Annotated in this window: 22 protein-coding genes; 14 read left to right on the top strand and 8 right to left on the bottom strand. The window is 65.6% G+C overall.

Features of this window, described 5'->3' with window-relative positions:
- Positions 1–5: 5 nt before the first annotated feature.
- The 3 genes from B5G43_RS03525 to proC are packed head-to-tail and all read right to left on the bottom strand — an operon-like array spanning position 6 to position 2,085.
- Complete coding sequence (locus tag B5G43_RS03525; RefSeq protein WP_087259095.1) at positions 6–764, bottom strand: adenosylcobinamide-GDP ribazoletransferase; 759 nt, start codon at positions 762–764, stop codon at positions 6–8.
- Entirely contained in the window at positions 746–1,285 is a 540-nt protein-coding gene (locus B5G43_RS03530) for a bifunctional adenosylcobinamide kinase/adenosylcobinamide-phosphate guanylyltransferase (RefSeq protein ID WP_087259096.1), read from the bottom strand. Before B5G43_RS03530 ends, B5G43_RS03525 begins: the two co-directional genes overlap by 19 nt.
- Complete coding sequence (proC, locus tag B5G43_RS03535) at positions 1,285–2,085, bottom strand: pyrroline-5-carboxylate reductase (protein WP_204244588.1); 801 nt, start codon at positions 2,083–2,085, stop codon at positions 1,285–1,287. Before proC ends, B5G43_RS03530 begins: the two co-directional genes overlap by 1 nt.
- A 127-nt stretch (positions 2,086–2,212) precedes the next feature.
- Between proC and B5G43_RS17950 the strand changes: the two genes are divergently transcribed.
- The 5 genes from B5G43_RS17950 (at position 2,213) to B5G43_RS03560 (ending at position 8,193) form a co-directional block, all read left to right on the top strand.
- A complete protein-coding gene (locus B5G43_RS17950; RefSeq protein WP_087259210.1) occupies positions 2,213–2,530 on the top strand; it encodes a YlmC/YmxH family sporulation protein in 318 nt (105 codons plus the stop codon).
- Between the two features lie 128 nt (positions 2,531–2,658).
- A complete protein-coding gene (gene glmS / locus B5G43_RS03545) occupies positions 2,659–4,488 on the top strand; it encodes a glutamine--fructose-6-phosphate transaminase (isomerizing) (protein WP_087259098.1) in 1,830 nt (609 codons plus the stop codon).
- A 106-nt stretch (positions 4,489–4,594) separates the two neighbouring features.
- Positions 4,595–6,199 carry an ABC transporter substrate-binding protein gene (locus tag B5G43_RS03550; RefSeq protein WP_242960439.1) on the top strand — a complete coding sequence of 535 codons (1,605 nt, stop codon included), beginning with the start codon at positions 4,595–4,597 and terminating at the stop codon, positions 6,197–6,199.
- Positions 6,200–6,286: 87 nt separating this feature from the next.
- The gene (locus B5G43_RS03555; RefSeq protein ID WP_087259099.1) at positions 6,287–7,252 is read left to right on the top strand and encodes an ABC transporter permease; all 966 of its coding nucleotides are present in this window, start codon (positions 6,287–6,289) and stop codon (positions 7,250–7,252) included.
- Positions 7,249–8,193: an ABC transporter permease gene (locus B5G43_RS03560; protein WP_087259100.1), complete on the top strand. Its 945-nt coding sequence runs from the start codon at positions 7,249–7,251 to the stop codon at positions 8,191–8,193. Before B5G43_RS03555 ends, B5G43_RS03560 begins: the two co-directional genes overlap by 4 nt.
- A 21-nt stretch (positions 8,194–8,214) precedes the next feature.
- Here the strand turns inward: B5G43_RS03560 and B5G43_RS17675 are convergent, their stop codons facing one another.
- Positions 8,215–8,517 carry a metalloregulator ArsR/SmtB family transcription factor gene (locus tag B5G43_RS17675; protein WP_242960440.1) on the bottom strand — a complete coding sequence of 101 codons (303 nt, stop codon included), beginning with the start codon at positions 8,515–8,517 and terminating at the stop codon, positions 8,215–8,217.
- 204 nt (positions 8,518–8,721) lie between these two features.
- Here B5G43_RS17675 and guaA point away from each other — a divergent pair, with 204 nt between their 5' ends.
- Complete coding sequence (guaA, locus tag B5G43_RS03570; RefSeq protein ID WP_087259101.1) at positions 8,722–10,263, top strand: glutamine-hydrolyzing GMP synthase; 1,542 nt, start codon at positions 8,722–8,724, stop codon at positions 10,261–10,263.
- 53 nt (positions 10,264–10,316) lie between these two features.
- Here guaA and B5G43_RS03575 read toward each other — a convergent pair whose 3' ends face one another.
- Genes B5G43_RS03575 through B5G43_RS03585 form a run of 3 tightly spaced genes read right to left on the bottom strand, consistent with a single transcriptional unit; the run spans position 10,317 to position 13,727 of the window.
- Positions 10,317–12,440 (bottom strand): hypothetical protein, encoded by a 2,124-nt coding sequence (locus B5G43_RS03575; RefSeq protein ID WP_087259102.1) that lies wholly within the window; start codon positions 12,438–12,440, stop codon positions 10,317–10,319.
- Between the two features lie 4 nt (positions 12,441–12,444).
- A complete protein-coding gene (locus B5G43_RS03580; protein WP_087259103.1) occupies positions 12,445–13,356 on the bottom strand; it encodes a M56 family metallopeptidase in 912 nt (303 codons plus the stop codon).
- On the bottom strand, positions 13,356–13,727 hold the full coding sequence (locus B5G43_RS03585; RefSeq protein WP_087259213.1) for a BlaI/MecI/CopY family transcriptional regulator: 372 nt from the start codon (positions 13,725–13,727) through the stop codon (positions 13,356–13,358). The genes B5G43_RS03580 and B5G43_RS03585 overlap by 1 nt, the downstream gene beginning before the upstream one ends.
- 265 nt (positions 13,728–13,992) lie before the next feature.
- Here B5G43_RS03585 and B5G43_RS03590 point away from each other — a divergent pair, with 265 nt between their 5' ends.
- From B5G43_RS03590 to ligA, 8 genes are all read left to right on the top strand, one after another.
- A complete protein-coding gene (locus B5G43_RS03590) occupies positions 13,993–14,595 on the top strand; it encodes a cytidylate kinase-like family protein (RefSeq protein WP_087259104.1) in 603 nt (200 codons plus the stop codon).
- A gap of 151 nt (positions 14,596–14,746) precedes the next feature.
- Positions 14,747–16,138, top strand: coding sequence for a UDP-N-acetylmuramoyl-L-alanine--D-glutamate ligase (gene murD / locus B5G43_RS03595; RefSeq protein WP_087259105.1), 1,392 nt, complete (start codon positions 14,747–14,749; stop codon positions 16,136–16,138).
- Positions 16,139–16,153: 15 nt separating this feature from the next.
- On the top strand, positions 16,154–17,191 hold the full coding sequence (locus B5G43_RS03600) for a M42 family peptidase (protein ID WP_087259106.1): 1,038 nt from the start codon (positions 16,154–16,156) through the stop codon (positions 17,189–17,191).
- Positions 17,185–18,210 (top strand): M42 family metallopeptidase, encoded by a 1,026-nt coding sequence (locus B5G43_RS03605; RefSeq protein WP_087259107.1) that lies wholly within the window; start codon positions 17,185–17,187, stop codon positions 18,208–18,210. The genes B5G43_RS03600 and B5G43_RS03605 overlap by 7 nt, the downstream gene beginning before the upstream one ends.
- Before the next feature lie 12 nt (positions 18,211–18,222).
- The gene (locus tag B5G43_RS03610; protein ID WP_087259108.1) at positions 18,223–19,233 is read left to right on the top strand and encodes a M42 family metallopeptidase; all 1,011 of its coding nucleotides are present in this window, start codon (positions 18,223–18,225) and stop codon (positions 19,231–19,233) included.
- A gap of 24 nt (positions 19,234–19,257) precedes the next feature.
- Complete coding sequence (locus B5G43_RS03615; protein WP_087259109.1) at positions 19,258–20,508, top strand: methionine gamma-lyase family protein; 1,251 nt, start codon at positions 19,258–19,260, stop codon at positions 20,506–20,508.
- A gap of 44 nt (positions 20,509–20,552) precedes the next feature.
- Positions 20,553–21,224, top strand: coding sequence for a sporulation protein YunB (yunB, locus tag B5G43_RS03620; RefSeq protein ID WP_087259110.1), 672 nt, complete (start codon positions 20,553–20,555; stop codon positions 21,222–21,224).
- Between the two features lie 33 nt (positions 21,225–21,257).
- Complete coding sequence (gene ligA, locus B5G43_RS03625; protein WP_087259111.1) at positions 21,258–23,237, top strand: NAD-dependent DNA ligase LigA; 1,980 nt, start codon at positions 21,258–21,260, stop codon at positions 23,235–23,237.
- A 49-nt stretch (positions 23,238–23,286) separates the two neighbouring features.
- Here the strand turns inward: ligA and pap are convergent, their stop codons facing one another.
- The gene (gene pap, locus B5G43_RS03630; RefSeq protein WP_087259112.1) at positions 23,287–24,753 is read right to left on the bottom strand and encodes a polyphosphate:AMP phosphotransferase; all 1,467 of its coding nucleotides are present in this window, start codon (positions 24,751–24,753) and stop codon (positions 23,287–23,289) included.
- Between the last annotated feature and the right edge of the window lie 45 nt (positions 24,754–24,798).

Below are 24,798 nucleotides of genomic sequence, written 5' to 3' on the forward strand. Positions count from 1 at the left end.
TCACCTCAAACCAGCGGCGCGGTGAAGGCCAGGGCCAGAGCCACGGCCAGCTCGCACAGCTGCACAAAATAACCGGCCAGATCGCCGGTGATGCCGCCGAAGCGGGAGTAGGAAATGTGGCGATAATGGAGGAATGCCAGCCCCGCCGCAATCAGGGCCACACCGCCCCGGATGGGGGAGAGCAGGAGCATCCCGGCGGCGGAGAGGACCAAAAAGACCACCATGGTAATGGTGACCGCCTTCCGGTGGGAGGCGTCGGCGAAGGCCTGGAGCATGCCGGAGGGCCGGGCGCCCTTCCAGTTGGCCAGCGCCAGACCGCTGAGGGCGCGGGAGAGCACAAACCCCAGGGCCAGGAGGCCCGCCTCCCGCAGCGAATTTACCGACTGCACGGCGGCGGTGTACAGCAGCAGCCACACCCCGGCGAAGATGACGGCGAAGGCCCCGCAGTGGGAGTCCTTCAAAATTTCCAGCATCCGCTCCCGGGTCTGGTGGGAGGAGAGGGCGTCCACCGTGTCGCAGAAGCCGTCCATGTGGATGCCGCCGGTGAGGAGGAGGGGGAGAGCGGTGAGCCCGGCGGCGGGCAGGAGCCCGGTCAGCCCCAGCGCCCCGCACAGCCACACCCACAGAAGGGCGCACACACCCACCGCCGCCCCCACCAGGGGGAAGAAGCAGATGGCGTATTTCATGGCCCGCTCGCCCCACTCCACCCGGGGCATGGGGATGCGGGAGTAGGTGGAGAAGGCGATCACGAAGGAATCTCGCATGGGGGAAGGGCTCCTTTCAGCACCAGCGGCAGGCCGCACACCACCTCGGCCACCAGGTCGGCCCGCTGAGCCAGTTCCCGGTTCAGGGCGGCCAGAGCGGTCACAAAGGCGGTGGTGTCCGGGTCGTAGGACCTGCCGTCGGAGAAGATCTCGTTGCTTACGATGATGAGGTGGCCGCAGCGGGGGAGAAGGGTGTTCAGGCCCTCCAGCACCGCGGAAACCGGGTCCGTGGGCGGCTCCGGGGAGAAGAGAAGATTGGCCAGGAGGTTGGAGAGGTCCTCCAGCAGCACCGTGCTCCCGGCGGGGATCTCCTCCGGAGTCGGGATACCGGGCCGCTCCAGGGTGGAAAATCCCTTGCCCGCGCGAAGGGAGCGGTGCCGGGCGATGCGTTTGTCTGCCTCCGCTCCGCCCGGAGCCATGGTAGCCCAGTAAATTTTCTCGCCCGGGCAGAGGGCCGTAGTGAGGCCCTCCGCCCAGGCGGATTTTCCGCTGCCGCTGCCGCCGGTAATGAGCGCCAGCATCACTGCTTGCCCAGGGCGGTGTTCTTCTTCCACGCGGCGATCACCGCGTCCATGACCACACCCCGGAAGCCGCCTCGCTCCAGCGCGGCCACGCCCTCGATGGTGGAGCCGCCGGGGGAGCACACCGCGTCCTTCAGCGCGCCGGGGTGCTCCTCGCTCTCCAGCACCAGACAGGCCGCGCCGATGAGGGTCTGGGCGGCGAAGGCCATGGCCTTCTGCCGGGGGAGGCCAGCCAGCACGCCGCCGTCGGCCATGGCCTCGATGAAGGGATAGACGAAGGCGGGGCCGCACCCGGCTACCGCCGAGAACGCGTCCATAAGCCCCTCATCCAGCCGCTCCACCCGCCCGGCAAAGCGGAGGATGTGCTCCACCGCCTGAAGGTGGGAGGCCTGGGCGTTGGGACCGGCGCACAGGGCGATCATACCCTTGCCGATGGAGCAGGGGGTGTTGGGCATGATGCGCAGGATGGGGGTGCCCGGAGGGGCCCAGCCGGCCAGGGTCTCGGCGGTGAGGCCGGCGGCCATGGACACCAGTACCTGGCCCGGGGTGAGGACGGGGCCGATCTCCTCCAGCAGGGCGCGCATCATGTGGGGCTTCACGCCCAAGAAGAGGTAGCGGGCGGCACAGGCGGCCTCCAGGTTGTTGGCGGCCACGGTGCAGCCCGTGTCGTTCTCCAGGTCCAGGGCCTTGGAGCGGGTGCGGTTGGAGATGATGACGTCCTGAGGGGGCACCGACTGACAGGCCGCCCGGACCAGCGCCCCGCCCATGTTGCCCGTGCCGATGAATGCGGCTTGTTTCATGTGTAAGACCTCGCTTTCCCTTGATTTCGTCCAGTGTACCACATCCCGCTGTCCCAGGCAAGCAGGGGCATAGGACGGGCCGGTGGAGGCATACAATGTCGCCAGCCGGAGGAAAGGAGCGAGGGCCATGGGCGAGCGGGTGACGGAGCTGCGCTGCAAAGAGATCATCGGACTGGGAGACGGGATGCGCTACGGCTATGTGGGGGACGTGGAGGTGGACCTGGACAGCGGCAAGGTGCTCGCGCTGGTGGTGCCGGGGCGGCTGCGGCTGTTGGGACTGCTGGGCCGGGAGCCGGAGCGGGTATTTGCCTGGGAGCAGGTGAAGCGCATCGGGGCGGACATCGTGCTGGTGGAGGGCTTGCCCCGCCCGCCGGAGGAGCGGCAGCGCCGCCGCCGTCCGCCCCACACCCGGGCGCGGGAAGAGCGGTCGGATTTCCAAAGTTAAGACAGGAAATCGTACGGAACCTCTTTACGAGGGGCGATTCTGTGGTATAATACGGTTATGGTGGTGGAATAGTTTTTAAACTCACCAGTATAAAAATCTATGGACCGTTCCGGGGGAGCGAATCGAATATGTGTGGAATCGTGGGATTTGTAGGAAGAAAAGAGGCCGCACCCATCTTGCTGGAGGGCCTGCGCCGGCTGGAGTACCGCGGATACGACTCCGCCGGCGTGGCGGTCTACGGATCGGACGGCCTCCAGGTCGTCAAGACCAAGGGCCGCATCCAGGCTCTGGCCGAACAGGTGGAGACCCGCGGCGGGCTGAACGGGTCCATTGGCCTGGGACACACCCGCTGGGCCACCCACGGCGCCCCTTCCGACATCAACTCCCATCCCCACGTCAGTGAGAACGGCCGCATTGCGGTGGTCCACAACGGCATCATCGAGAACTATGCCGAGATCCGGGAATTCCTGGAGTCCACGGGGGTCCACTTCGTCTCGGAGACCGATACCGAGGTGGTGGCCCAGCTGCTGGAGTACTACTACCAGGGCAACATCCTGGACGCGGTGACCAAGGCGCTCCACCGCATCCGGGGCGCCTATGCGCTGGGCATCCTGTGCGCCGACTGCCCGGACCGGCTCATCGCCGCCCGGAAGGACAGCCCCCTCATCCTGGGCTTCGGCGAGGGCTTCCACGTGCTGGCCAGCGATGTGACCGCCGTCATCGAGCACACCCGTGACGTGTGCTACCTGGACGACGGGGAGATCGCCGAGCTCACTGCCGACCACTGCTGGGTGTACGACGCCTACCTCCGCCCGGTGGAGAAGGAGCACCGCCACGTGGACTGGGAGATCTCCGCCGCTGAGAAGGGCGGATACGAGCACTTCATGCTCAAGGAGATCATGGAGCAGCCCAAGGCGGTGCGGGACACCATCACCCCCCGCATCCGGGACGGAAAGGTGGTGCTGGACGAGCTGGAATTCTCGCCGGAGTACCTGAAAAACCTGGACAAGATCTACATCATCGCCTGCGGGTCCTCCTACCACGTGGGTATGGCGGCCAAGTATGTGCTGGAGCGGCTCCTCCGCAAGCCGGTGGAGGTGGCTCTGGCCTCGGAGTTCCGCTACTGTGACCCCATCGTCACGGAGAAAACCCTGGCCCTGGTCATCAGCCAGTCCGGCGAGACTATCGACACCCTGGCCGCCCTGCGGGAGGCCAAGCGCCTGGGGGCCCGGGTGCTGTCCATCGTCAACGTGGTGGGCTCCTCCATCGCCCGGGAGAGCGACGGAGTGCTCTACACCTGGGCCGGGCCGGAGATCGCCGTGGCCACCACCAAGGCCTATTCCACCCAGCTGGCGGTGGTGGACCTGATCGGCCTGGCCTTCGCCAGGGCCATGGGCACCATCGGGGAGGAGGAGTACGCCAAGCTGCTCGCCGCGCTGGAGGACCTGCCCCGGCAGCTGGAAGAAGTGCTCTCCCACCGGGAGCAGATCCAGTATCTGGCCTCCATCTACTTCAACCACCCCTCGGTGTTCTTCATCGGGCGGAATCTGGACTACGCCGTGGGTCTGGAGGGCTCCCTGAAGCTGAAGGAGATCTCCTATCTGCACTCCGAGGCCTACGCCGCCGGAGAGCTGAAGCACGGCACCATCTCCCTCATCGAGTCGGGCACCCTGGTGGTGGCTCTGGCGGGCTGCCGCCCGGTCTTTGAAAAGACCATGAGCAACGTGGTGGAGGTCAAGAGCCGCGGGGCCGACGTGCTGGGCCTCACCATCGCCCCGCTGGAGGAGGCGGTGGGCAAGGTGGTAGACCACACCCTCACCGTGCCGGAGACCCACCCGCTGCTGCTCCCCTCGCTGGAGGTGGTGCCCATGCAGCTGTTCGCCTACTATGTGGCGCTGATGCACGGTTGCGATATCGACAAGCCGCGCAACCTGGCCAAATCCGTAACGGTGGAGTAACGAGAGCTCCAACCGTGGATTTCTGCAAGACGCGCGCCCATGGCTCCCGCCTGCCGGGAGCAGGGCGCGCGCCCCTGTTGTTTCAAAGAGAGAAAGGAAGGATCACTTGAAGAAGAGACCGATCGCCCTGGCAGCGGCCCTGACGCTGACGGTCAGCCTGACCGCCTGTAACCAGGCAGCCCCCGCTCCCAGCGACAACCAGCCTCAGACCACCTCGGACGCGCCTGTTGTGGTGAGCTACGGCATTTCCAACCCCTGGGACTCCCTCATGCCCTACAACAGCGCCTCGGGCAGCAACTACTCCCGCATGATCTATGACAAGATCTACGACCGCCTGGCCTATGTCCACGCCGACGGCACCCTCAGCCCCCGGGCCGCCAAGTCCTGGGAGAGCGCCGACGACGGGCTCTCGGTGCGCTTCTTCCTGGACGAGAAGGCCGCCTTCCACGACGGCACCCCGGTGACCGCCCAGCACTGGGTGGACACCATCCTGCGCATGACCGATCCGGAGTGTCCCACCCTGGGCCGCTCGGCCTTCTCGGTCCTGGCCGGCACCGACTCCAGCGGCGTGGCCGTGGCAGGTGAGACGGTGGGCGTGGTAGCGGAGGACGACTACACCCTGAAGCTCACCTTCAAGACCCCCACCACCCCGGAGGACTTCCTGCTGGACCGCAATCGGGAGTACTATGTGCTACCCACTCACCTGATGGAGGACGTGGCCCCGGCGGACACCATGACCATGGACCTGTGGTCGGCTCCCATCGGCTCCGGCCCCTGCAAGTTTGAGTCGGAGGTGATGGGTTCCTCCATGGTCCTCACCGCCAATGAGGACTATCAGCTGGGGGCCCCCGGCTTTGACGAGCTGGACATCACGGTGATGGACAAGAACAGTCTCCTCACCGCCCTCATCGCCGGGGATCTGGACTACTACGCCATCGGTGGCAGCGTCTCGGCCAACGACCAGCCCACGGCGGAAAATGCCGGGTTCCAGGTGCTGGAGGGCACGGTGCCCAACACCTTCTTCGAGCTGATGCTGAATAACAAGTCCATCGACGACGCCCGCATCCGCCGGGCCATCGAGCTCGCCTTGGACAAGGAGCTGCTGTGCGAGCAGTCCACCCAGGGCCACGGAACGGTGACCGGCACGTCGGTGCTGCCCACCTGCGCCAGCTACGCCGGGGACTATAACGTAGAGTACAATGTGGACGCCGCCAAGGAGCTCCTGGACGAGGCGGGGTACGACGGCACCACGTACAGCCTGGCCTGTACCTCCAACCGCCAGGGCCTGGCCGCCCTCATGCAGCAGCAGCTGGAGGAGGCGGGCTTCTCCATCCAGGTGGAGACGGTAGACTCCACCACCATGTTCGCCGGCATGGCCGACGGCACCTACGACATGGGCATCGCCAGCCACACCCCCAACGCGCTGCCCCTGTGGTTCACCGAGAGCCGCTTCAACGCGGAGAATAACATCTTCCGTGTGCCGGACACCGCGCCCTATGAGGAGCGCATCGCCGCGGTGAAGAACGAGACCGACCCGGACAAGCGCACCGCCGCTCTGGCGGAGCTGGAGGACTATCTGGCCCAGGAGCGGCCCTTCATCCCCCTGTGGTTCGGCACCGCCCTCCACGTCCAGTCCAACACCGTCTCCGGCATCGACTACCCCTCCGCCAGCTTCTCCAACGAGAACGTGTGGGAGTGGGTCAAGGAATAACCCAAGTTTGACCTCCGTAGGGCTGTTGCGAGCGGCCCATGCTCCCCGGGGTGACCCGGGGAGCCGGAAGTGCAGGAGGAACCAAGATTGATTCGTTACGTTCGCAGGCGGCTTATGACCGTCATCCCCGTTTTTTTTGGCATTACCCTTTTGGTATTCATTTTTCTCAGCATCGCCCCCGGCACCATCGCCGACCTGATGGGGGAGGGGGGCAACGCCATCTCCTCCGATCAGGCCGCGCTGGAGGAGCGCCTGGGGCTCAATGACCCGCTGCCGGTGCGCTATCTGGAGTGGCTTGGGAACCTCTTCCACGGGGACCTGGGCCTCTCCTGGCAGACCGGCCGCCCGGTGGCCGAGAGCATCGCCCAGCGGGTGGGGCCCTCTCTGATCCTCACCGGCACCGGAGTGGCGCTGGCCATTTTGCTGGCCATCCCGCTGGGCACGCTGGCCGCGTGGAAGCCCCGCTCAATCTGGAACAAGCTGGCCTCTGTTTGCTCTATGGTGAGCTTCGGCGTGCCCGGTTTTCTCCTCAGTCTGGTGCTGGTCTACATCTTTTCCCTCACGCTGGGCCTGCTGCCCGCCTCCCGGATGTACACCACCGGCTCGTCGGGGAGCTTTGGAGATCTCCTGTACCATCTGGCCCTCCCGGCGGCGGTGATCTGCATCAGCAACCTGGGCGAGCTGGTGAAGCAGACCCGGGCGGCCTGTCTGGAGACCATTGGTGAGGACTACATCCGCACCGCCTGGGCCAAGGGCCTCAAGGGGCGGGTGGTGCTGGTCCGCCATGTGTTCCGCGGGTCCCTCACCCCCATTCTCACCACCGTGCTCACCCACATCCCCCACATCATCGGCGGTTCGGTGGTGGTGGAGCGGCTCTTCGGCTGGCCGGGGATGGGGAGCCTCATGTTCACCGCCATCCTCAGCCGGGACTACGCCATGGTCATGGGGGTGACGGTGGTCATCGCGCTGACCGTGTTCTCCACCAATCTGCTCCTGGACCTGGTCTACGGTCTGGTGGACCCCCGGGTGCGGCAGGGGAGGGGCGGCGTATGAGAGCGAAAAAGGTACGCGGCTCCGGCCCCTGGCAGCGGTTCCGCCGGGACCGCTGGGCCATGGTGGGCCTGGGCATCCTGATCGCGGAAGTGCTGCTGGTCCTGCTGCTGCCCCCGCTGATGGGCCTGGAGCCCAACGCTACCGACCGCGTCGCCGGGTTCTGGGCGCCGCCCTCCTGGGAGCACTGGCTGGGCACCGACGACGTGGGCCGGGACGTGTTCGCCCGCCTCGTCTACGGCGGGCGGATCTCCCTGCTGGTGGGCTTTTCCGCCGCCGCCATCAGTGTGGCGGTGGGTGTGCCGCTGGGGCTGCTGGCGGGCTACCGCCGGGGCGCCTGCGAATTCTGGATCATGCGTCTGGCCGACGTGTTCCAGTCCTTTCCCACCACTGTGCTGGTGCTGTGTCTGGTGGCGCTGGTGGGCGCTTCGGTGTGGAACATTGTGGTGGTAATCGGCCTACTGGGCTGGACCTCCATCGCCCGGCTGGTGTATGGAAATACCCTCTCGGTGCGGGAACAGGAGTACATCCTGGCGGTGCGGGCCCTGGGCGGCAGTACCGCCACCATCCTGCGGCGCAACGTTCTGCCAAACGCCGTCTCGCCGGTGTGGGCGGCGCTGGCCCAGCGGGTGGGACGGGCCATCCTGTCCGAGTCCAGCCTGAGCTTTCTGGGCGTGGGTATCCGCACCCCCCAGGCCTCCTGGGGCAACATCGTGCAGTATGCCACCAACGTCACCGTCTTTGCCGAGCGCCCCTGGATCTGGGTGCCCCCCAGCATCTGCATCGTGGTGACAGTGTTCGCCCTCCAGTTCGTGGGGGACGGGCTGCGGGACGCCATGGACCCCAAATATGTCTCCTCCACCGGCGTGGAAGAGAGCCCGGTGTTCTGCCGGGAGACGCCGGAGGAACTGCTGTCCGTCCTGGAAGAGGACGCGGAAGCATAAAAAAGGCCTGACACCTTGGTGTCAGGCCTTTTTTTCCTGTGATTCCTGTGAGCCGGTGAGCCGCTCCAGCAGCGAGAGCGCCTGGCTGCGCCCCTCCTCGGAGATGGAGTAGTGCATCCACTTGCCCTCCTTGCGTCCGGTGACCAGGCCGGAGTCGCACAGCACCTTCATGTGGTGGGAGAGGGTGGGCTGGCTGATCTCCAGCTGCTCCAGCAGCGCACAGGCGCAGACCTCTCCGGTTTGCAGCAGTTCCAGGATCCGTACCCGGTTGGGGTCGCACAGAGCCTTAAAGACCCGCGCGGCCTGCGTATAGGACGTGTCCACTTGCTGACCTCCCTTTCGGACAGTCTTTGGAATCAGTATACCGGATAAATCGAATGCTGTCAATCTGATTCCCGGAGGGAAGGACCGGCCTCCTCTTCCGTTGAGGAACTCTTGCACTTTTGGACAAGATATGGTATTCTGAATCGTAAATGTGTAGCCCACCCTGTGGGCAAGTTGAGATTTCACGAGAAAGAAGGCAAGTTCATGTCCCATCAGACTGTGATCGTCCTGGACTTTGGCGGTCAGTACAACCAGCTCATCGCACGCCGGGTGCGTGAGTGCAGCGTGTACTGCGAAGTCAAGCCCTATACCACACCCCTGGCTGAGCTGAAAGCCATGAATCCCATCGGCTTCATCTTCACCGGCGGCCCCAACAGCGTGTATGACGAGAAGGCCCCCCACGTGGACCCGGCCATTTTTGAGCTGGGGGTGCCGGTGCTGGGCATCTGCTACGGCTGCCAGCTCATGGCCCACACCCTGGGTGGCGAGGTCACTGCCGCTCAGGACGACACCGCCCGGGAGTACGGCAAGACGGAGACCTTCTTTGACACCTCCTGCAAGCTCTTCAAGGGCCTGCCCGAGCGGGGCATCTCCTGGATGAGCCATGGAGACTATATGGCCAAGGTGCCCCAGGGCTTCGCCCTCACCGCCCACAGCGCCGCCTGCCCCAACGTGGCCATCGCCGATGAGTCCCGTGGCTTTTACGGCGTGCAGTTCCACCCCGAGGTCAACCACACCCAGCACGGCGTGGACATGATCCGCAACTTCCTCTATGAGGTCTGCCACGCCGCCGGCGACTGGACCATGGGCGACTACCTCAAGACCGCCGTGGCCTCCATCCGCGAGAAGGTGGGCGACGGCAAGGTGCTGCTGGCCCTCAGCGGCGGCGTGGACTCCTCCGTGTGTGCCGCTCTGCTGGCCGAGGCGGTGGGATCTCAGCTCACCTGCGTGTTCGTGGACCACGGCCTCATGCGCAAGAACGAGGGCGACGAGGTGGAGCAGGCCTTCTCCAAGTGGGCCATGAACTTCGTCCGGGTGGACGCCGAGACCCGCTTCCTCCTGAAGCTGGCCGGTGTCACCGAGCCTGAGCACAAGCGCAAGATCATCGGCGAGGAGTTCATCCGCGTCTTTGAGGAAGAGGCCAAGAAGATCGGCGCCGTGGACTTCCTGGCCCAGGGCACCATCTATCCCGACGTGATCGAGTCCGGCGCCGGCGATGCCGCCGTGATCAAGAGCCACCACAACGTGGGCGGCCTGCCTGACTACGTGGACTTCAAGGAGATCATCGAGCCCCTGCGCCTCCTCTTCAAGGACGAGGTGCGCCAGCTGGGCCGTGAGCTGGGTCTGCCCGAGTACCTGGTCATGCGCCAGCCCTTCCCGGGCCCCGGTCTTGCCATCCGCATCATCGGCGACATCACCAAGGAGAAGGCCGACCTGCTGCGGGAGGCCGACGCCATCTTCCGGGAGGAAGCTGCCCGCTCCGGCGAGGACAAGAAGATGAACCAGTTCTTCGCGGCCCTCACCAACATGCGTTCCGTGGGCGTCATGGGCGACGGCCGGACCTACGACTACGCCGTGGCCCTGCGCGCCGTCACCACCGACGACTTCATGACCGCCGACTGGGCCCGCATCCCCTATGAGCTGCTGGACCGCATCAGCGTGCGCATCGTCAACGAGGTGCCGGGCATCAACCGTGTGCTTTACGACATCACCTCCAAGCCCCCCGCCACCGTGGAGTTCGAGTAATCCAATCAAATGAACATGGCCGGAGACCCGATGACGGGCCTCCGGCCATATTTTTATGCGTTGTGGTTGAGGAGCGTGATACAGCTCACGGCGTCGTCCGTGAAATAGAAGAGGATGGCGGCTCCCCAGCCGTCGGAGCGGCGGCAGTACCAGAGATATTCGTCCGTTTTGTCGTAGATGTTGGTGATGTCGTCGCCGGCGTCGTCCCAATAGGGCGTGTCGTAGAGTTGATCGCCGTAGGCCGCCTCCACCTCGGCCCGGGTGGAGCCGATGCCGATGCCGCGGGTGGTGACGATATCCGCCCGGGTGGTGGAGAGGGATTCGATGGAGTAGGTGTCTACATCGTCCAGAGAGTGAAAGTCGGTCTCGCTCATGCTGCACACGGCGACAAAGTCGCTCCACTCCAGGCGATACCAGGCATAGCCTTCGCTGCTGGGGGTACGGTCCTCAAGAGGGATGCGGCCGTAGGGCAGGTCGATCATGAACCGGATGCCGCTCGCCCCCGGCCCAGCGGGGATGGGATAGCCCAGACGCCAGAAGGCAACTTCGCCATCCACCAGCTGGTAGGCCTGCCCCAGCAGGGCGTTGCTGGAGTTCTCAGAGGGGGCACCCTCCGCCGAAACCGTGCTGAAGCTCTCGTCCATCTGGAGACGCAGCAGCACCTGGGTGGGTTCCAGGGAAGTCCAGGCGCCGTTTTCATAGCGGCTTTTTTCCACGAGATATGACACGCCCTGAGCCTCATAGAGGAAGCAGAACTCAACAAATTCCGTGCGGTCGATGCGCAGGGACCCTTCGGGCACGGAGAGAGGCGGCGTGTCCGCGAAGAACACCGGCGCGCCCCAGTTACTTGCGCCCTGCTGGTCGTAGTAGAAGGTCAGAAGCACGGACCGGGCGGACTGGGGCATAGGGGCGTCCTGCAGCATGGCGGCGGTGTCTGGGAGATCGGTGAGGACACCGGCCTCCAGCAGGACCGCGCGTACCCGTGCGTTGTAGGGCCCCACAGAGGCCAGACGGGTGGGTTCCACCAGGTACTCGTTGTCGGAGAAGGCACCCAGGTAGGTGTAATCCTCTCCCTTGCGAAGAAAGACCAGGTGGGCGGCGGCGGTGGTGTCAGGGAGGGTGTAGAGGACGCGGTAGGTCTCCACGGCGTCGTAGCCGTCCCAGCCCTCGGCCCAGGAGAGCCCGCTCAGGTCGGGAAAGGCGGCATAGAGCAAGGTCTGGTCCGGCGGAGCGTAGTAGCCCTGCTCCTCCAGATAGGCCTGGGCCTGCGCCTCGACTTCCTCCGGGATGTGGGTGAGGGCGAAGCCGCCCTCGGGCTCACCGTCGGCTGGGCCCCACTGGTACCAGAGGGGATCGTCCAGGGCGGTCAGCTCCTCCGCGGGGACCAGCAGGGCGTTGGGGTCCGTGCTCCCGGCGTGGCAGTTGTAATGAGTGTAGGTGCCGTCGGAGCACGCCAGCAGGTGCTGCCAGCCGTCAAAGGCGTCCTGACTCGGGTCGGCGTCGTCCACCAGACAGGTGAGGTAGAAGTCCGCCCCGCCGTCCTCCCGCAGGCGGAAGCCGGTCACGGTCGCGTCCCGGGCGGCCAGGGCGTACTCCCCGTCCAGGGTGGAATCCAGAAAGGCCTCCGCGCCGCGGCACAGCTCGGGCTCGGTGGTCCCGGCCAGGGCCAGGGCATCGCTCAGGTCCACCAGCCGGTCCTCCTGCCGGTCGTAGGTGAGGGTATACACGTCGCCGTCGTTTCCGGAGCTGGAGGAGTCCAGGTAAAAGACCAGACTGTCGTAGCGTTCCGTGATGGTGGGGTAAAGTACACAGTGGTTGTCTCCCACCTGGTTATAGGGAGTGTCCATGACGGCCTGGTACTGGCTTTTCAGGACGGCCAGCGCGTCATTGGCGGCCTGAGCCCCGTCGGGGAGGTCCCCGCTGGACATGGTAAAGGCGGGAATCTCCACATAATTGCCCAGCGCGTCATAGTACTGGGTGTCCATGGTGAGGCCTACCGAGGGGGGCGTGCTCTGACAGGACACCAGCGCGCCGCACAGGGCGATGAGCCCCGCCGCCGCCAGCATCAACGCCAGGGCGGGGCGGCGATGGTCCCCAAAGAGGGCCCGGACCCGCCGCTCGGTCTCCCTGGCCGAGCCGGACATGCGGGTAGAGAAGGGGGTCTTGGGAGGTATCATAGGATCATAGCTCCTTTCCGGCCGCGGCGGCCTGCAAGATGGCCCGGCCATAGGCGGCCCGCTCGCCGCAGGAGAGCCATTTCAGGGCCCCCTCGTCGCAGGCCAGTTCGGTGTCCCGCTCTACTGCCTGGGCCATGAGCCAGACGGCGGGGTTGAACCAGTGGAGGGCGCACACCCAAACCATCAGGGTTTTGAGCCAGATGTCCCGGCGGCGGTAGTGGGTGAGCTCGTGGAGAAGGGAATAGCACCGGGCTTTCCCGGGCGGAAAATCCTCGGGCAGCAGAAGGACCGGCCGGACCACCCCGGCCAGCATGGGCACGGTGAGCCCGGCGCAGGTGCGCAGCTGGGGCATCCGGCGGAGGTTTAGGCGCTCTCCCAGCCACTGGTACTCCCGAAGCAGCTGGGGGTCTTCCGCGGGGGCGCTCCACCGGCGCAGGTACCGGCAGAAGCGCAGGTGCGCCGCGCCATTCCACACCAGCACGCCCACCGCACCCAGGAGCCAAACCCCCAGCAGCACATCCCCCAGGGTGAGGGAGAAGGCCGTTTGCGTCGCCTCCGGAGCGGCTGGGACAGTCTGCACTCCGCGGTCCGATTCCGTTTCCGGGGGATCTGTTGCCGGAACAGGGGAAGAGGCCGACGGGAGCTGGAGCCCAGTCTGTGCCTGGACGGTGGGGGCGGCGCGGTAGAGGACAGCGTTTTCCGGTGCGGAGAGGACGATGGGGGCGGGGCGTGCGGTATTCTCCACGGGCAGGGGAGGGGAGAAGGGAAGGGCCAGCCGCAGCCCTAGCAGCACCCAGGCCCAGCACCGCCACCGGGCGGCATAGCGCCCGCCGGTGAGCTTCGTGAACAGGAGCAGCAGCAGGATCACCCCGCCCGCCCCCAGACTGATCCCGGCCAGATCCAGCAGGAAGTCCATCACTGGTCCCCTCCGCTCAACTCGTCCAGCAGGGAGCGCAGGTCATCCAGCTCCTCCTGCTTGAGGCCGTTCCGGGCCAGGGCGGCCACGAAATTCCGGGGCGAGGAGCCGTAGAGCTTATTGAGCACCGCATGGCTGTCGAAAGCCAGGTATTCCTCCCGGCTCACCAGGGGGGTGTAGCGGTTGCTCTTTCCGTCCCGGCGGGCGGAGACAAAACCCTTCTCCTCCAGGCGCTTCAGATAGGTGTTCACCGTGTTGGAGGCCCAGCCGAAGGGGGCGAGCGCCTCCTCCAGCTCGGCCCGGGCGGTGTCGGGCCCGGAGGCCCACAGGGCCTTCAGGACTTCCAGTTCGGTATCGGGCAGTCGTTTCATTTCCATCACTCACTTCATTTGTAGTAGGTAGTTATATACTACAATTGAAGTTGATGATTGTCCAGTTACAATTCGGATACAAATCCAGGCGGGATTTCTTGACAGTTGTCGGAAAATCAGTTAAACTGAACTCAGAAGTAAGAAAAACGGCATCCAGCACTTCATCTCCGCATCGCGACATCCCGGAAGAGCACGGCGGGCAGCTACGCCCTCCGTCAGGCACAGACAGGTCCACGGGAAGGGGACCGGAAAGGGAGCGTGCGCAATGAAAACGAGGATCGTCACCATCAGCCGGGAGTACGGCAGCGGCGGCCGGGCCGTGGGCCAGCAGCTGGCGGCCAGACTGGGCATCGCCTGCTATGACCAGGCCCTCATCGGAAAGATCGCCATGGAGACCGGCTTTGCCCGGGAGTACATCTCCAAGCGAGGGGAGGACGCGCCCCGGGGCGCGTGGCTGGGCGGCGTGTTCGCCGGGAAGGATTTTTACGGCCTGTCCATTCAGGACGAGCTGTGGAACGCCCAGCGGAAGGTGATCCTGAGCCTGGCGGAGCGGGAGCCCTGCGTCATCGTGGGCCGGTGCGCCGACTACATCCTGCGGGAGCGGGAGGACTGCCTGACGGCGTTCATCCACGCAGATATCCGGGTGCGGGCCAAGCGCATCGTGGAGGAATACGGCGAAAAGCCGGACAATCCGGAGAAACGCCTGCGGGACAAGGACAAGCGCCGGGCGGCGTACTACCAGGTCTACACCGACCAGGTGTGGGGCGACCCGCACCACTACCATCTGATGCTCAACAGCGGCGTGCTGGGCATTGAGCGCTGTGTGGACCTGCTGGCTGGCCTGTACGGGCAGGATTTCCACGCATAATGCCCCAGTGAGACCCAGCGCCCCCGGAGCAGCACGCTCCGGGGGCTTTTTGACCGGTGTCCGCCGATTGAAATTTGGGTACAGATGGGGTATACTATCTCAGTTCAGGAAACTACTTCTATTATCATAGACAGGAAAGGGGAATCGGTCTATGGAATTGACCTTAAAGGAATATCTCTCCGGCCTGAAGGGACAGCGGGTAGCCGTGGTGGGCATCGGCGTGTCCAACACCCCCCTCATCAAGCTTCTGGTCCGCGCGGGCGTGAAAGTGACCGCCTGCGACAAGCGCACCCGGGAACAGTTTGACGGCCAGGCCGCCGCGCTGGAGAGCCTGGGCGTGGAGCTCCATCTGGGGCCGGACTATCTGGACGGCCTGCGGAATTACAGCGTGATTTTCCGCACGCCTGGCCTGCGGCCCGACGTGCCCCAGCTTCTGGACGCCGTGGAGCACGGCGCAGTGCTCACCTCCGAGATGGAGGTGTTCTTCCAGACCTGCCCCTGCCGCATCATCGCGGTGACCGGCAGCGACGGCAAGACCACCACGACTTCTATCATTGCGGGCCTTCTGGAGAAGGCGGGCTACAACACCTACGTGGGCGGCAACATCGGCCGGCCTCTGCTGGCGGACGCCGAAGGCATGTCCCCCGAGGACATGGCGGTGGTGGAGCTGTCCTCCTTCCAGCTCATGACCATGGACCGCAGCGCCGACATCGCCGTGGTCACCAATCTGGCTCCCAACCATCTGGACGTCCACACCTCCATGGAGGAGTATGTCACCGCCAAGCAGAACATCTACCGCCACCAGAACGCCGGCGGGCTGGTGGTGCTCAACCACGACAACGACATCACCCGGGGCTTTGCCGCCGACGCGGTGGGGGAGGTCACCTTCTTCAGCCGCCGGGAGCGCCTGGAGAAGGGTGTGTTCGTGGAGGACGGGGCCATCTGGGTGTCTGACGACAACGGCATCCGGAAGGTGCTGCCGCTGCTGGACATCCTGCTGCCCGGCGACCACAACGTGGAGAACTACATGGCGGCCATCGGTGCGGTGAACGGTCTGGTGCCTGATGAGGTCATCCGGGCCTTCGCCTCCTCCTTCCAGGGCGTGGAGCACCGCATCGAGCTGGTGCGCACTCTGCGGGACGTGCGGTATTATAACGACTCCATCGCCTCCAGCCCCTCCCGCACCATTGCGGGGCTGCGCTGCTTCCCGGAGAAGGTGATCCTCATCGCCGGCGGATACGACAAGCACATCCCCTTCGACACCCTGGGGCCGGAGATCGTGGAGCATGTGAAGAAGCTCTTCCTCACCGGCGCCACCGCCGCCAAGATCCGCGCCGCTGTGGAGGCCTCTCCCAACTACGCCCCCGGCGCGCCGGAGATCGTGGAGATCGACGATTTCCGGGAGACCGTCCTGGCGGCGCACAAGGCTGCCGAGCCCGGGGACGTGGTGATCCTCTCTCCGGCGGGAGCCGCCTTCGACAAATTCAAGAACTTCATGGAGCGGGGCGCTTTCTTCAAAGAGATCGTCAACGGCCTGGAGTAAGGGAGAAGAAGATACATGGATTCACTGCATACGCTGGAGGCCCTCTGCGCGCAGAACGCCCCCTCCGGCTTTGAAGGACCGGCGGCCCGCACCGCCGCGGGCCTGCTGGCGCCGCTGATGGATCAGGTGACGGTGGACCGGATGGGCAACGTCATCGGCGTGCGCCGCTGCGGCAAGCCGGGCGCCAAGCGCCTGCTGCTGGACGCCCACCTGGATGAGATCGGCCTCATCGTCACCGGCGTGGAGGACGGCTTCCTTCGCTTCCAGACCATCGGCGGGGTGGACCCCCGGATGCTGCCTGACCGGGAGGTGACCGTCCTCACCGAGCCGCCCCTCTTCGGCGTGGTGGCCTGCCTGCCCCCCCACGTCCAGAAGAAGGGGGATGAGAACCGCTCGGTGCCCATCGACGAGCTTTTCGTGGACATCGGCATGGACCAGGAGACGGCCGAAAAGACCGTACCCATCGGCACGCCCATGGTGTTCCGGGGCGGCTGTTTCCCTCTGAGCCACGGCAAGATCTGCGGCAAGGCCATGGATGACCGCTCCTGCTTCACGGCGCTGGTGCGCTGCGCGGAACTGCTGCGGGGCGAGGCACTGGATGTGGACCTCTATATCATGGGCTCCACCCGGGAGGAGATCAGCGGCGCGGGGGCCCTGTGCGCCACCTTCGCTCTGGAGCCCGACTGCTGCGTGGCGGTGGACGTGACCCACGGCGCCACCCCCGACGCCCCCAAGGACAAGTGCTTCACCCTGGGCGGCGGCCCGGCCATCGGGGTGGGCCCCAACATGACCGGCTGGATGACCCGGCTCCTGTGCAGCCGGGCGGAGGCCGCGGGCATCCCCTACGACCTGGAGGTCATGGGAGGTCACACCGGCACCAACGCCTGGGAGATGCAGATCTGCCGGGAGGGGGTGGCCACCGCGGTGGTGAGCCTGCCCCTGCGGTATATGCACAGCCCCATTGAAGTGCTGGACAGCGGCGATCTGGAGCAGACCGCCCGCCTGCTGGCCTCCTTCGTGCGGGCGCTGGGAAAGGAGGGAGACCTGTGCTGAATCTGGTGAAGGAGCTGTGTGCCCTCAGCGGCGTATCCAGCTTTGAGGAGCCGGTGCGGGACTTCATCCGGCAGCGAGTGGCCCCCTATGCCGACGAGGTGCGGGTGGACGCCCTGGGCAACCTCATCGTCTTTAAGAAGGGCAAGAAGAACACCGGCAGCCGCTTTGTGGTGTGCGCCCATATGGACGAGGTGGGCCTGATGGTCCGCCGCATCACCCCGGAGGGCTATCTGAAGGTGACCACCGTGGGCGGCATCGACCGCCGGGTGCTCATCGGAAAGCCGGTCAAGGTCGGGCCCAATCAGGTGCCCGGTGTCATCGGCCTGAAGGCCTACCACCTGGTCAGCGACGAGGAGGAAAAACGGGTCCCCAAGCTGGAGGACCTCTATATCGACATCGGCGCGGGCAGCAAGGCGGAGGCCGAAGCCATGGTGTCCCTGGGGGACTGCGCGGTCTTTGACAGCGACTGCGTGGAATTCGGCCAGGGCATGCTGAAGGCCAAGGCTCTGGACGACCGCATCGGCTGCGCGGTGATGATGAAGCTGCTGGAGGAGGAACTTCCCCTGGACGTGACCTTCGTCTTTGCCGTGCAGGAGGAGGTGGGGAACCGGGGCGCCTTCGGCGCGGCCTTTTCAGTGAAGCCGGAGGCGGCGCTGGTGCTGGAGACCACCACTGCCGCGGATCTGCCCGGCATGGAGGACTACCAGAAGGTGTGTCTCCCCGGCAAGGGGCCGGTGGTGCCCTTCATGGACATGGGCTCCATCGCCGACCGGGAATACTATCGCCTGCTGCGGGATCTGGCCCGGAAAAACGGCATTCCCTGGCAGACCAAGCACTACCTCTCCGGCGGCAATGACGCCGCCGCGTTCCAGCGCTCCCGGGCCGGTGTGCGTACCGCCACCATCGCCGCCGCGGTGCGCTATCTCCACGCCCCGGCCAGTGTGTGTGCGATCCGGGACCTGGAGGACATTCTGAAACTCTCGCGGCTCTTCCTCGGCGCAATGGCCGAGGGCCTGTAAAGGAGCGATCTTATGGATTTATTGGAAATTCTCCGCACCCTCAACGCCAGCCACGGCCCCACCGGGGACGAGGGCGGCGTGCGCGCCGCAATCCGCGCCCTGGCCGAGCCTCTGGCCGATGAAGTGAAGGAGGACGCCCTGGGCAACCTCATCGTCCGCCGGAAGGGGAAGGGCCCCAAGGTGATGCTGGCGGCCCACATGGACTCCATCGGCTTCATCGTCACTCACATTGAAGAAAACGGCTACCTGCGCTTCGGCCGCCTGGGCGGCCTCTCGGCCATCGAGCTGTGCGCCACTCCGGTGCGCTTCGCCAACGGCGTGAAGGGCGTGGTGTGCCTCCCCGAGGACGCCGACCCCAAGGATCTGAAGCTGGACCAGCTCTCCATCGACGTGGGCGCGGAGAGCGCCAAAGCCGTGGAGGCCCTGGGCCTGGACCTGGGGGACACGGCGGTGTATAACACCGGCCTCTTCACCACCGGCGAGCGGGTGGTGTCCCCCTACCTCGATGACCGCATCGCCTGCGCGGTGCTCCTCCAGGTGCTGGAGGCGCTGAAAGGGGAGAAGGTCAAAAACGACCTCTACTTCGTCTTTACCGTCCAGGAGGAGGTGGGCCTGCGGGGCGCCCGCACCGCCGCCTTCGCGGTGAAGCCGGACTACGCCCTGGCTATGGACGTCACCTCCACCGACGACGAGCCCGGTTCCAAGCACACCTCCACCGCCCGCCTGGGCAAGGGCGCGGCAGTGAAGGTGATGGACCACTCGGTGCTCTGCCACCCCCAGGTGGTGCAGAAGCTGCGGGACCTGGCGGCGGAGGGGAATATCCCTGTCCAGACCGACATCATGCGCTCCGGCGGCACTGACGCCGGGGCCATCCACCAGAGCCGCAAGGGTGTCCTCACCGGGGGCATCTCGGTGCCCTGCCGGTATATCCACACCCCCCAGGAGATGGCCGACCGCCGGGACGTGGCGGCCTGCGTGGACCTGGCGCTGGCCTTTGTGCGCGCCGAGCTCCCCGCCCTTTAATACACAAGGAAGGAAACCGAAATCATGTCGCTTGAGATCAGTCAGCCGGTCCGGGATCTGGCGGCCCGGGCCCAGGCCGGACTGCGGGAGCAGTTCGACCGCATCGACGCCATTGCTGAGTTCAACAGTCTGAAAGTCCTCTCTGCGTTCCAGAAGCACCGGGTGGCCGAGGCCTACTTTGCCGGTACCACCGGCTACGGCTACGACGACCTGGGCCGGGACAAGTTGGAGGAGATCTATGCCGATATCTTCCACACCGAGGACGCCCTGGTCCGCATCGGCTTTGTGAACGGCACCCACGCCATCGCCTGCGCCCTGTACGGGGCGCTGAAGCCGGGAGACATCCTGGTCTCCGCCGTGGGGGCCCCCTACGACACCATGCTGGGCGTCATCGGCGTGTCCGACAAGGGCCCCGGCTCCCTCATGAGCTATGGCGTGGAGTACCGCCAGGTGGAGCTGAAAAACGACGCCCCCGACCCGGAGGGGCTGGCCGAGGCGGTGAAGGACCCCCGGGTAAAGGCGGTGCTTATCCAGCGCTCCAAGGGCTACTCCACCCGCTCGTCCCTGTCCGTGGACGAGATCGGGGCCCTGTGCGCCGTGGTGAAGGCCAACAACCCGGGTGCCGCTATCCTGGTGGACAACTGTTACGGCGAGTTCGTGGAGGAGAAGGAGCCCACCGAGGTGGGCGCCGACCTGGTGGTGGGCTCGCTCATCAAAAACCCCGGCGGCGGCCTGGCCCCCACCGGCGGCTACATCGCCGGGCGGAAGGACCTCATCGAGGGCGCAGCGGCCCGGATGACCGTGCCCGGCATCGGCCGGGAGTGCGGCTCCACCCTGGGCAACAACCGGCTGCTCTATCAGGGCCTGTTCCTGGCCCCCCACACGGTGGCCCAGGCGGTCAAGACCGCCGTGTTTGCCGCCAAGGTCATGGAGGAGCTGGGCTATAAGACCGAGCCCACCTCTGACCAGGTGCGCCACGACATCATCCAGATGATCCACTTCGGCTCCCCTGAGCCCCTCAAAAAGTTCTGCAAGGGCATCCAGTTCGGGGCGCCGGTGGACTCTTACGTTACCCCGGAGCCTTGGGACATGCCGGGCTATGACTGCCCGGTCATCATGGCGGCGGGCGCCTTCATCCAGGGCGCGTCCATCGAGCTCTCCTGCGACGCCCCCATGCGGGAGCCCTACACCGCCTATCTCCAGGGCGGCCTCACCTTTGAGAGCGGCAAGGCCGGTGTGATGCTGGCGGTGGAGGAGCTGCTGCGCCAGGCATAATCCGCCCTTCTTTGCGCATAGGCTCTCCCGGGAGGTGAGGGCCTGTGGCGCGATGGCTGCGCCGGGTGTGGCCCCGGCGGCTCCGGCAAAGTTCTGACAAGCAAAAAGGCTTTACCATTCTTCCGGCCCTGCTGGGAGTGGCGGCGGCGCTGCTGCTCTTGGCGTGGTTGGAGAGCACGATCCAGCCCACCCTGGCCGATCTGGCCGCCGCCCAGGTGGAGCAGGCGGTGCGCAAAGCGGCAGAGGAGGCCTTTGGGCAGCTTCTGGCCGAGGAGCCGGACCTGTGCCGGGAGCTGTACACGGTTGGGACCGGTCCGGACGGAGCGGTGGCGACCCTAGAGGCCGACTCCGCCAAGCTCAGCGCCCTGCGCACTGCGCTTTTGGAGCGGATCACCCAGCAAGTGGAATCCCTTGACAGCCAGGAGCTGTCCATCCCCCTGGGCAGCCTCACCGGTTGGAGCCTGCTGTCTAACCGTGGCCCGTCCCTGGGTGTGGAGGTGCTGGCGGTGAGTATCCCCTCGGCGGAGTTTCGCAGTTCCTTCCAGGCCGCCGGGGTAAACCAGACCCTCCACCGGGTCACCCTGGAGGTAAATGTGGAGGTAACGCTGCTGCTGCCCGGCGGTACCACCGTGGAGAACGTAGACCTCTCCCTGCCGGTCAGCGAGATCGTGGTGGTGGGGGAGGTGCCCCAGACCTACCTGAGCCTGACACCATGAGAGAACCCTTTGACACCATGTATGGAGGTCCCAATGGACGAGAGACTGGAAGTGGAGGCCCTCCGGCGGGAGCTGGAGCAGGCCAACTATGAATACTACGTGCTGGACACCCCCAGCATGAGCGACTACGACTTTGACCACAAGCTCCGCCGCCTGGAGGAGCTGGAGGCCGCCCATCCCGACTGGGTGACCCCCGACTCGCCTACCCAGCGGGTGGGGGGCAAGGTGGCCGACGGCTTTGCCGAGGTGGTCCACCGGGTGCCTCTGGAGAGTTTGCAGGACGTGTTCTCCCTGGAGGAATTGGGGGAGTTCGGCCAGCGGGTGGGGGAGACCCTCGCCCATGGCGTGGAGTACGACGTGGAGCCCAAGGTGGACGGTCTCTCCGTGGCCCTGGAGTACGAGAATGGCGTCTTTGTCCGGGGGGCCACCCGGGGCGACGGCCAGGTGGGGGAGGACGTCACCGAGAACCTGCGCACCATCCGCTCCATCCCCCTGCGCCTGCCGGAGACCCTGCCGTCCCTCATCGTCCGGGGCGAGGTGTTCATGCCCCGGCAGGTCTTTGAGGAGTTGAACGAGGCCCTGGAGCTCCAGGGCAAGCCCCTCTTTGCCAACCCCCGAAACGCCGCCGCCGGGTCCCTGCGTCAGCACGACCCCAAGGTGGCGGCCAGCCGCAAGCTGGACATCCGGGTGTTCAACATCCAGTGGGCGGAGGGAAAGACCTTCACCACCCACAGCGAGACCCTGGAATATCTGGAGAGCCAGCGCTTCAAAGTGATTCCCCATGAGACCTGCGCCGATATCGCCGCGGCTGGTACTATCATCCAGCGCATGGGCGACGAACGGGAGAGCTACCCCTTCGACATCGACGGCGCGGTGGTGAAGGTGAACGACCTCTCCGACCGGGAGACCCTGGGCTCCACCGCCAAGTTCCCCCGCTGGGCGGCGGCCTATAAGTATCCCCCCGAGCAGAAGCCCAGCCGGGTGGTGGACATCGTGGTCCAGGTGGGGCGCACCGGCGTGCTCACCCCCAAGGCGGTGGTGGAGCCGGTACGTCTGGCGGGCACCACCGTCACCAACGCCACCCTCCACAACCAGGACTTCATTACCGAGAAGGACATCCGCATCGGGGACACGGTGCTGGTGCAGAAGGCGGGGGAGATCATCCCCGAGATCGTCTCTGTTTTGAAGGAGAAGCGGCCGGATGGAACGGAGCCCTATTTCCTGCCTAAGGAGTGCCCGGTGTGCGGCGCGCCGGTGGAGCGGGACGAAGACGGAGCCCATGTGCGCTGTACCGGCGCGGAGTGCCCGGCCCAGCGGCTGCGCCACCTGGTCCACTTCGCCAGCCGCGACGCCATGGACATTGAGCACCTGGGCCCCGCCGTGGTGGAGGCCCTGGTGGGGGCGGGGCTGGTGAAGGGCCCCGGTGACCTCTACCACCTGGAGCCCCAGAGCGTGGCTGCCCTGGACCGGATGGGGCAGAAGAGCGCCGAGAACCTGATGGCTGCCATTGAGAAGTCCAAGTCGGCGGGGCTGGGGCGGCTGCTCTTCGCCTTCGGCATCCGGCAGGTGGGGCAGAAGGCGGGCAAGGTGCTGGCCGCCCGGTTCGGCACCCTGGACGCCCTGATGGCCGCCACCGAGGAGGAGCTCACCGCCGTCCCCGACATCGGGGCCATCACGGCCAAAAGTTTGCTGGACTGGTTCCAGAACCCCCAGAGCCGCCATCTGATTGAGACCCTGCGGGAGGCCGGTGTGTCCTTCGACAGCACCGAGGAGCCGGTGGGGGACGCCCTGGCGGGTAAGACCTTCGTCCTCACGGGCACGCTGCCCACCATGGACCGGAAGGAGGCCGCCGCCCTTATCGAGGCCCAGGGGGGCAAGGTGACGAATTCGGTGTCCAAAAAGACCAGCTACGTGGTGGCGGGTGAGGCCGCCGGGTCCAAGCTGAAAAAGGCCAACGACCTGGGCATCCCCGTCCTCAGCGAAGAAGAGCTGCTGGCCATGCTGGGCCGCTGATCTATAAACAAAAACAGCCTGGACCGATCTGGTCCAGGCTGTTTGGCATTTAAAGAGCCGCTTCGATGGCGTCAATGACGATCTTCATGGCCTTGATGCGGGCGTAGCGCTTGTCCACCGACTCCAGAATGTGCCAGGGGGCGTTTTCGGTGTTGGTCTTTTGGAGCATCTCGTTGACCGCCACCTCGTAGGCGTCCCACTTCTCCCGGTTGCGCCAGTCCTCATCGGTGATCTTCCAGTGCTTTTCCGGGGTGTTCTGCCGCTCGTTGAAGCGGGCCAGCTGGGTGTCCTTGTCGATCTGGACCCAGAACTTGACGACCACCATGCCCGCGTCGGTGAGCTCCCGCTCGAACTCGTTGATCTCGTCATAGGCCCGTTTCCAGTCGTTCTCGGTACAAAAACCCTCCAGGCGCTCCACCATCACCCGGCCGTACCAGCTCCGGTCAAAAATGGCGATGTGGCCGGTCTTGGGGAGCCGCGTCCAGAAGCGCCACAGATAGTGCCGGGCCAGCTCATCGGGGGTGGGGCTGGCGATGGGGATGACCTCATAGCCCCGGGGGTCCAGCGCCGAGGCCAAGCGCTTGATGTTGCCGCCCTTGCCGGCGGCGTCCCAGCCCTCGTAGAGCACCACCACCGGTACCTTTTTCCGATAGAGCTCGTTGTGGAGGGCCTCCAGCTTCTTGCGGCATTTCTTCAGCTGCTCCTGGTACTTTTTCTCCTCCAGGTGGTGGTCCAGCGACACCTCAGCCAGGGGCTCCATGGGGAAGAGAGGCCAGGCCCGCCGGGGCGGCGCGGGATAGACCGGGTGCTCCAGCGCGGCGCAGATGCGCTCATAGAGATAATCCGCCGCCGTGAGGTTCGCCTGGGCGGCGTTGGTACTCTCGATGATCTTCCAGGGCGCCCAGGGGTAGTGGGTGGACTCCAGATAGTGGTCGAAGGCCTCCAGCGTGCGGTGGTAGTTTTTGTTCTGCCGCCAGTCCGACTCGGAGGCCCGCCAGGCGGTGTCCTTATCGTCGGCCAGCTTGGTCAGGCGGGTGTGCTGGGTCTCGGCATCGATGTGGAAGAACAACTTGATGAGCAGATACCCCGCCGCGGCCAGCTGCCGCTCAAACATCTGGATGCTCACCAGCCGCCGGGCGTACTCCTCGTCGGACAGATCGCCCCGCAGGTACTCCCGCACCGTCTCGTCCATCCAGCCCAAGTCCAGAAAGAGGAGCTTCCCCTGGGCGGGGATGGCGGCGAAATGCCGCTTGAGGAAGGGCCAGCGGCGTTCCTCCTCCGTGGGCATCCCCACGGAGCGCACCTGGAAAAAGCGGGGGTCCAGCTCTTTGATGAGCGAGCGAATGGCGCTGCCTTTCCCAGCGGCGCCCCAGCCCTCGATGAGCACGATGACCGGCAGTTTATGCTCCCGCAGCTTCTGCTGGAGACCCGCCAGATCCAGACGGCGGGTCTTGAGGAGTTCCTTACACTCGGCGGTCGTGCGCGTGTCTTCGCCAAAGTTCCAATCGGTCAGCATCTCCGTGTCCTCCTTTTGTTCAAATTGCCTGCTTAATCATAGTGT

It is taken from the genome of Flavonifractor sp. An92 (assembly GCF_002159175.1).
In the GTDB taxonomy this organism is placed as follows: domain Bacteria; phylum Bacillota; class Clostridia; order Oscillospirales; family Oscillospiraceae; genus Pseudoflavonifractor_A.

Excerpts from the sequence above, each read along its gene's own strand:
- ligA (WP_087259111.1), top strand. The coding sequence starts at position 21,258 with ATGGACGAGAGACTGGAAGTGGAGGCCCTCCGGCGGGAGCTGGAGCAG.
- B5G43_RS03590 (WP_087259104.1), top strand. The coding sequence starts at position 13,993 with ATGAAAACGAGGATCGTCACCATCAGCCGGGAGTACGGCAGCGGCGGC.
- B5G43_RS03575 (WP_087259102.1), bottom strand. The coding sequence starts at position 12,440 with ATGATACCTCCCAAGACCCCCTTCTCTACCCGCATGTCCGGCTCGGCC.
- B5G43_RS03615 (WP_087259109.1), top strand. The coding sequence starts at position 19,258 with ATGTCGCTTGAGATCAGTCAGCCGGTCCGGGATCTGGCGGCCCGGGCC.
- B5G43_RS03585 (WP_087259213.1), bottom strand. The coding sequence starts at position 13,727 with ATGAAACGACTGCCCGATACCGAACTGGAAGTCCTGAAGGCCCTGTGG.
- B5G43_RS03580 (WP_087259103.1), bottom strand. The coding sequence starts at position 13,356 with ATGGACTTCCTGCTGGATCTGGCCGGGATCAGTCTGGGGGCGGGCGGG.
- glmS (WP_087259098.1), top strand. The coding sequence starts at position 2,659 with ATGTGTGGAATCGTGGGATTTGTAGGAAGAAAAGAGGCCGCACCCATC.
- pap (WP_087259112.1), bottom strand. The coding sequence starts at position 24,753 with ATGCTGACCGATTGGAACTTTGGCGAAGACACGCGCACGACCGCCGAG.
- B5G43_RS03530 (WP_087259096.1), bottom strand. The coding sequence starts at position 1,285 with ATGCTGGCGCTCATTACCGGCGGCAGCGGCAGCGGAAAATCCGCCTGG.
- proC (WP_204244588.1), bottom strand. The coding sequence starts at position 2,085 with ATGAAACAAGCCGCATTCATCGGCACGGGCAACATGGGCGGGGCGCTG.
- B5G43_RS03560 (WP_087259100.1), top strand. The coding sequence starts at position 7,249 with ATGAGAGCGAAAAAGGTACGCGGCTCCGGCCCCTGGCAGCGGTTCCGC.
- murD (WP_087259105.1), top strand. The coding sequence starts at position 14,747 with ATGGAATTGACCTTAAAGGAATATCTCTCCGGCCTGAAGGGACAGCGG.
- B5G43_RS03525 (WP_087259095.1), bottom strand. The coding sequence starts at position 764 with ATGCGAGATTCCTTCGTGATCGCCTTCTCCACCTACTCCCGCATCCCC.
- guaA (WP_087259101.1), top strand. The coding sequence starts at position 8,722 with ATGTCCCATCAGACTGTGATCGTCCTGGACTTTGGCGGTCAGTACAAC.
- B5G43_RS03600 (WP_087259106.1), top strand. The coding sequence starts at position 16,154 with ATGGATTCACTGCATACGCTGGAGGCCCTCTGCGCGCAGAACGCCCCC.
- B5G43_RS03610 (WP_087259108.1), top strand. The coding sequence starts at position 18,223 with ATGGATTTATTGGAAATTCTCCGCACCCTCAACGCCAGCCACGGCCCC.
- B5G43_RS17950 (WP_087259210.1), top strand. The coding sequence starts at position 2,213 with ATGGGCGAGCGGGTGACGGAGCTGCGCTGCAAAGAGATCATCGGACTG.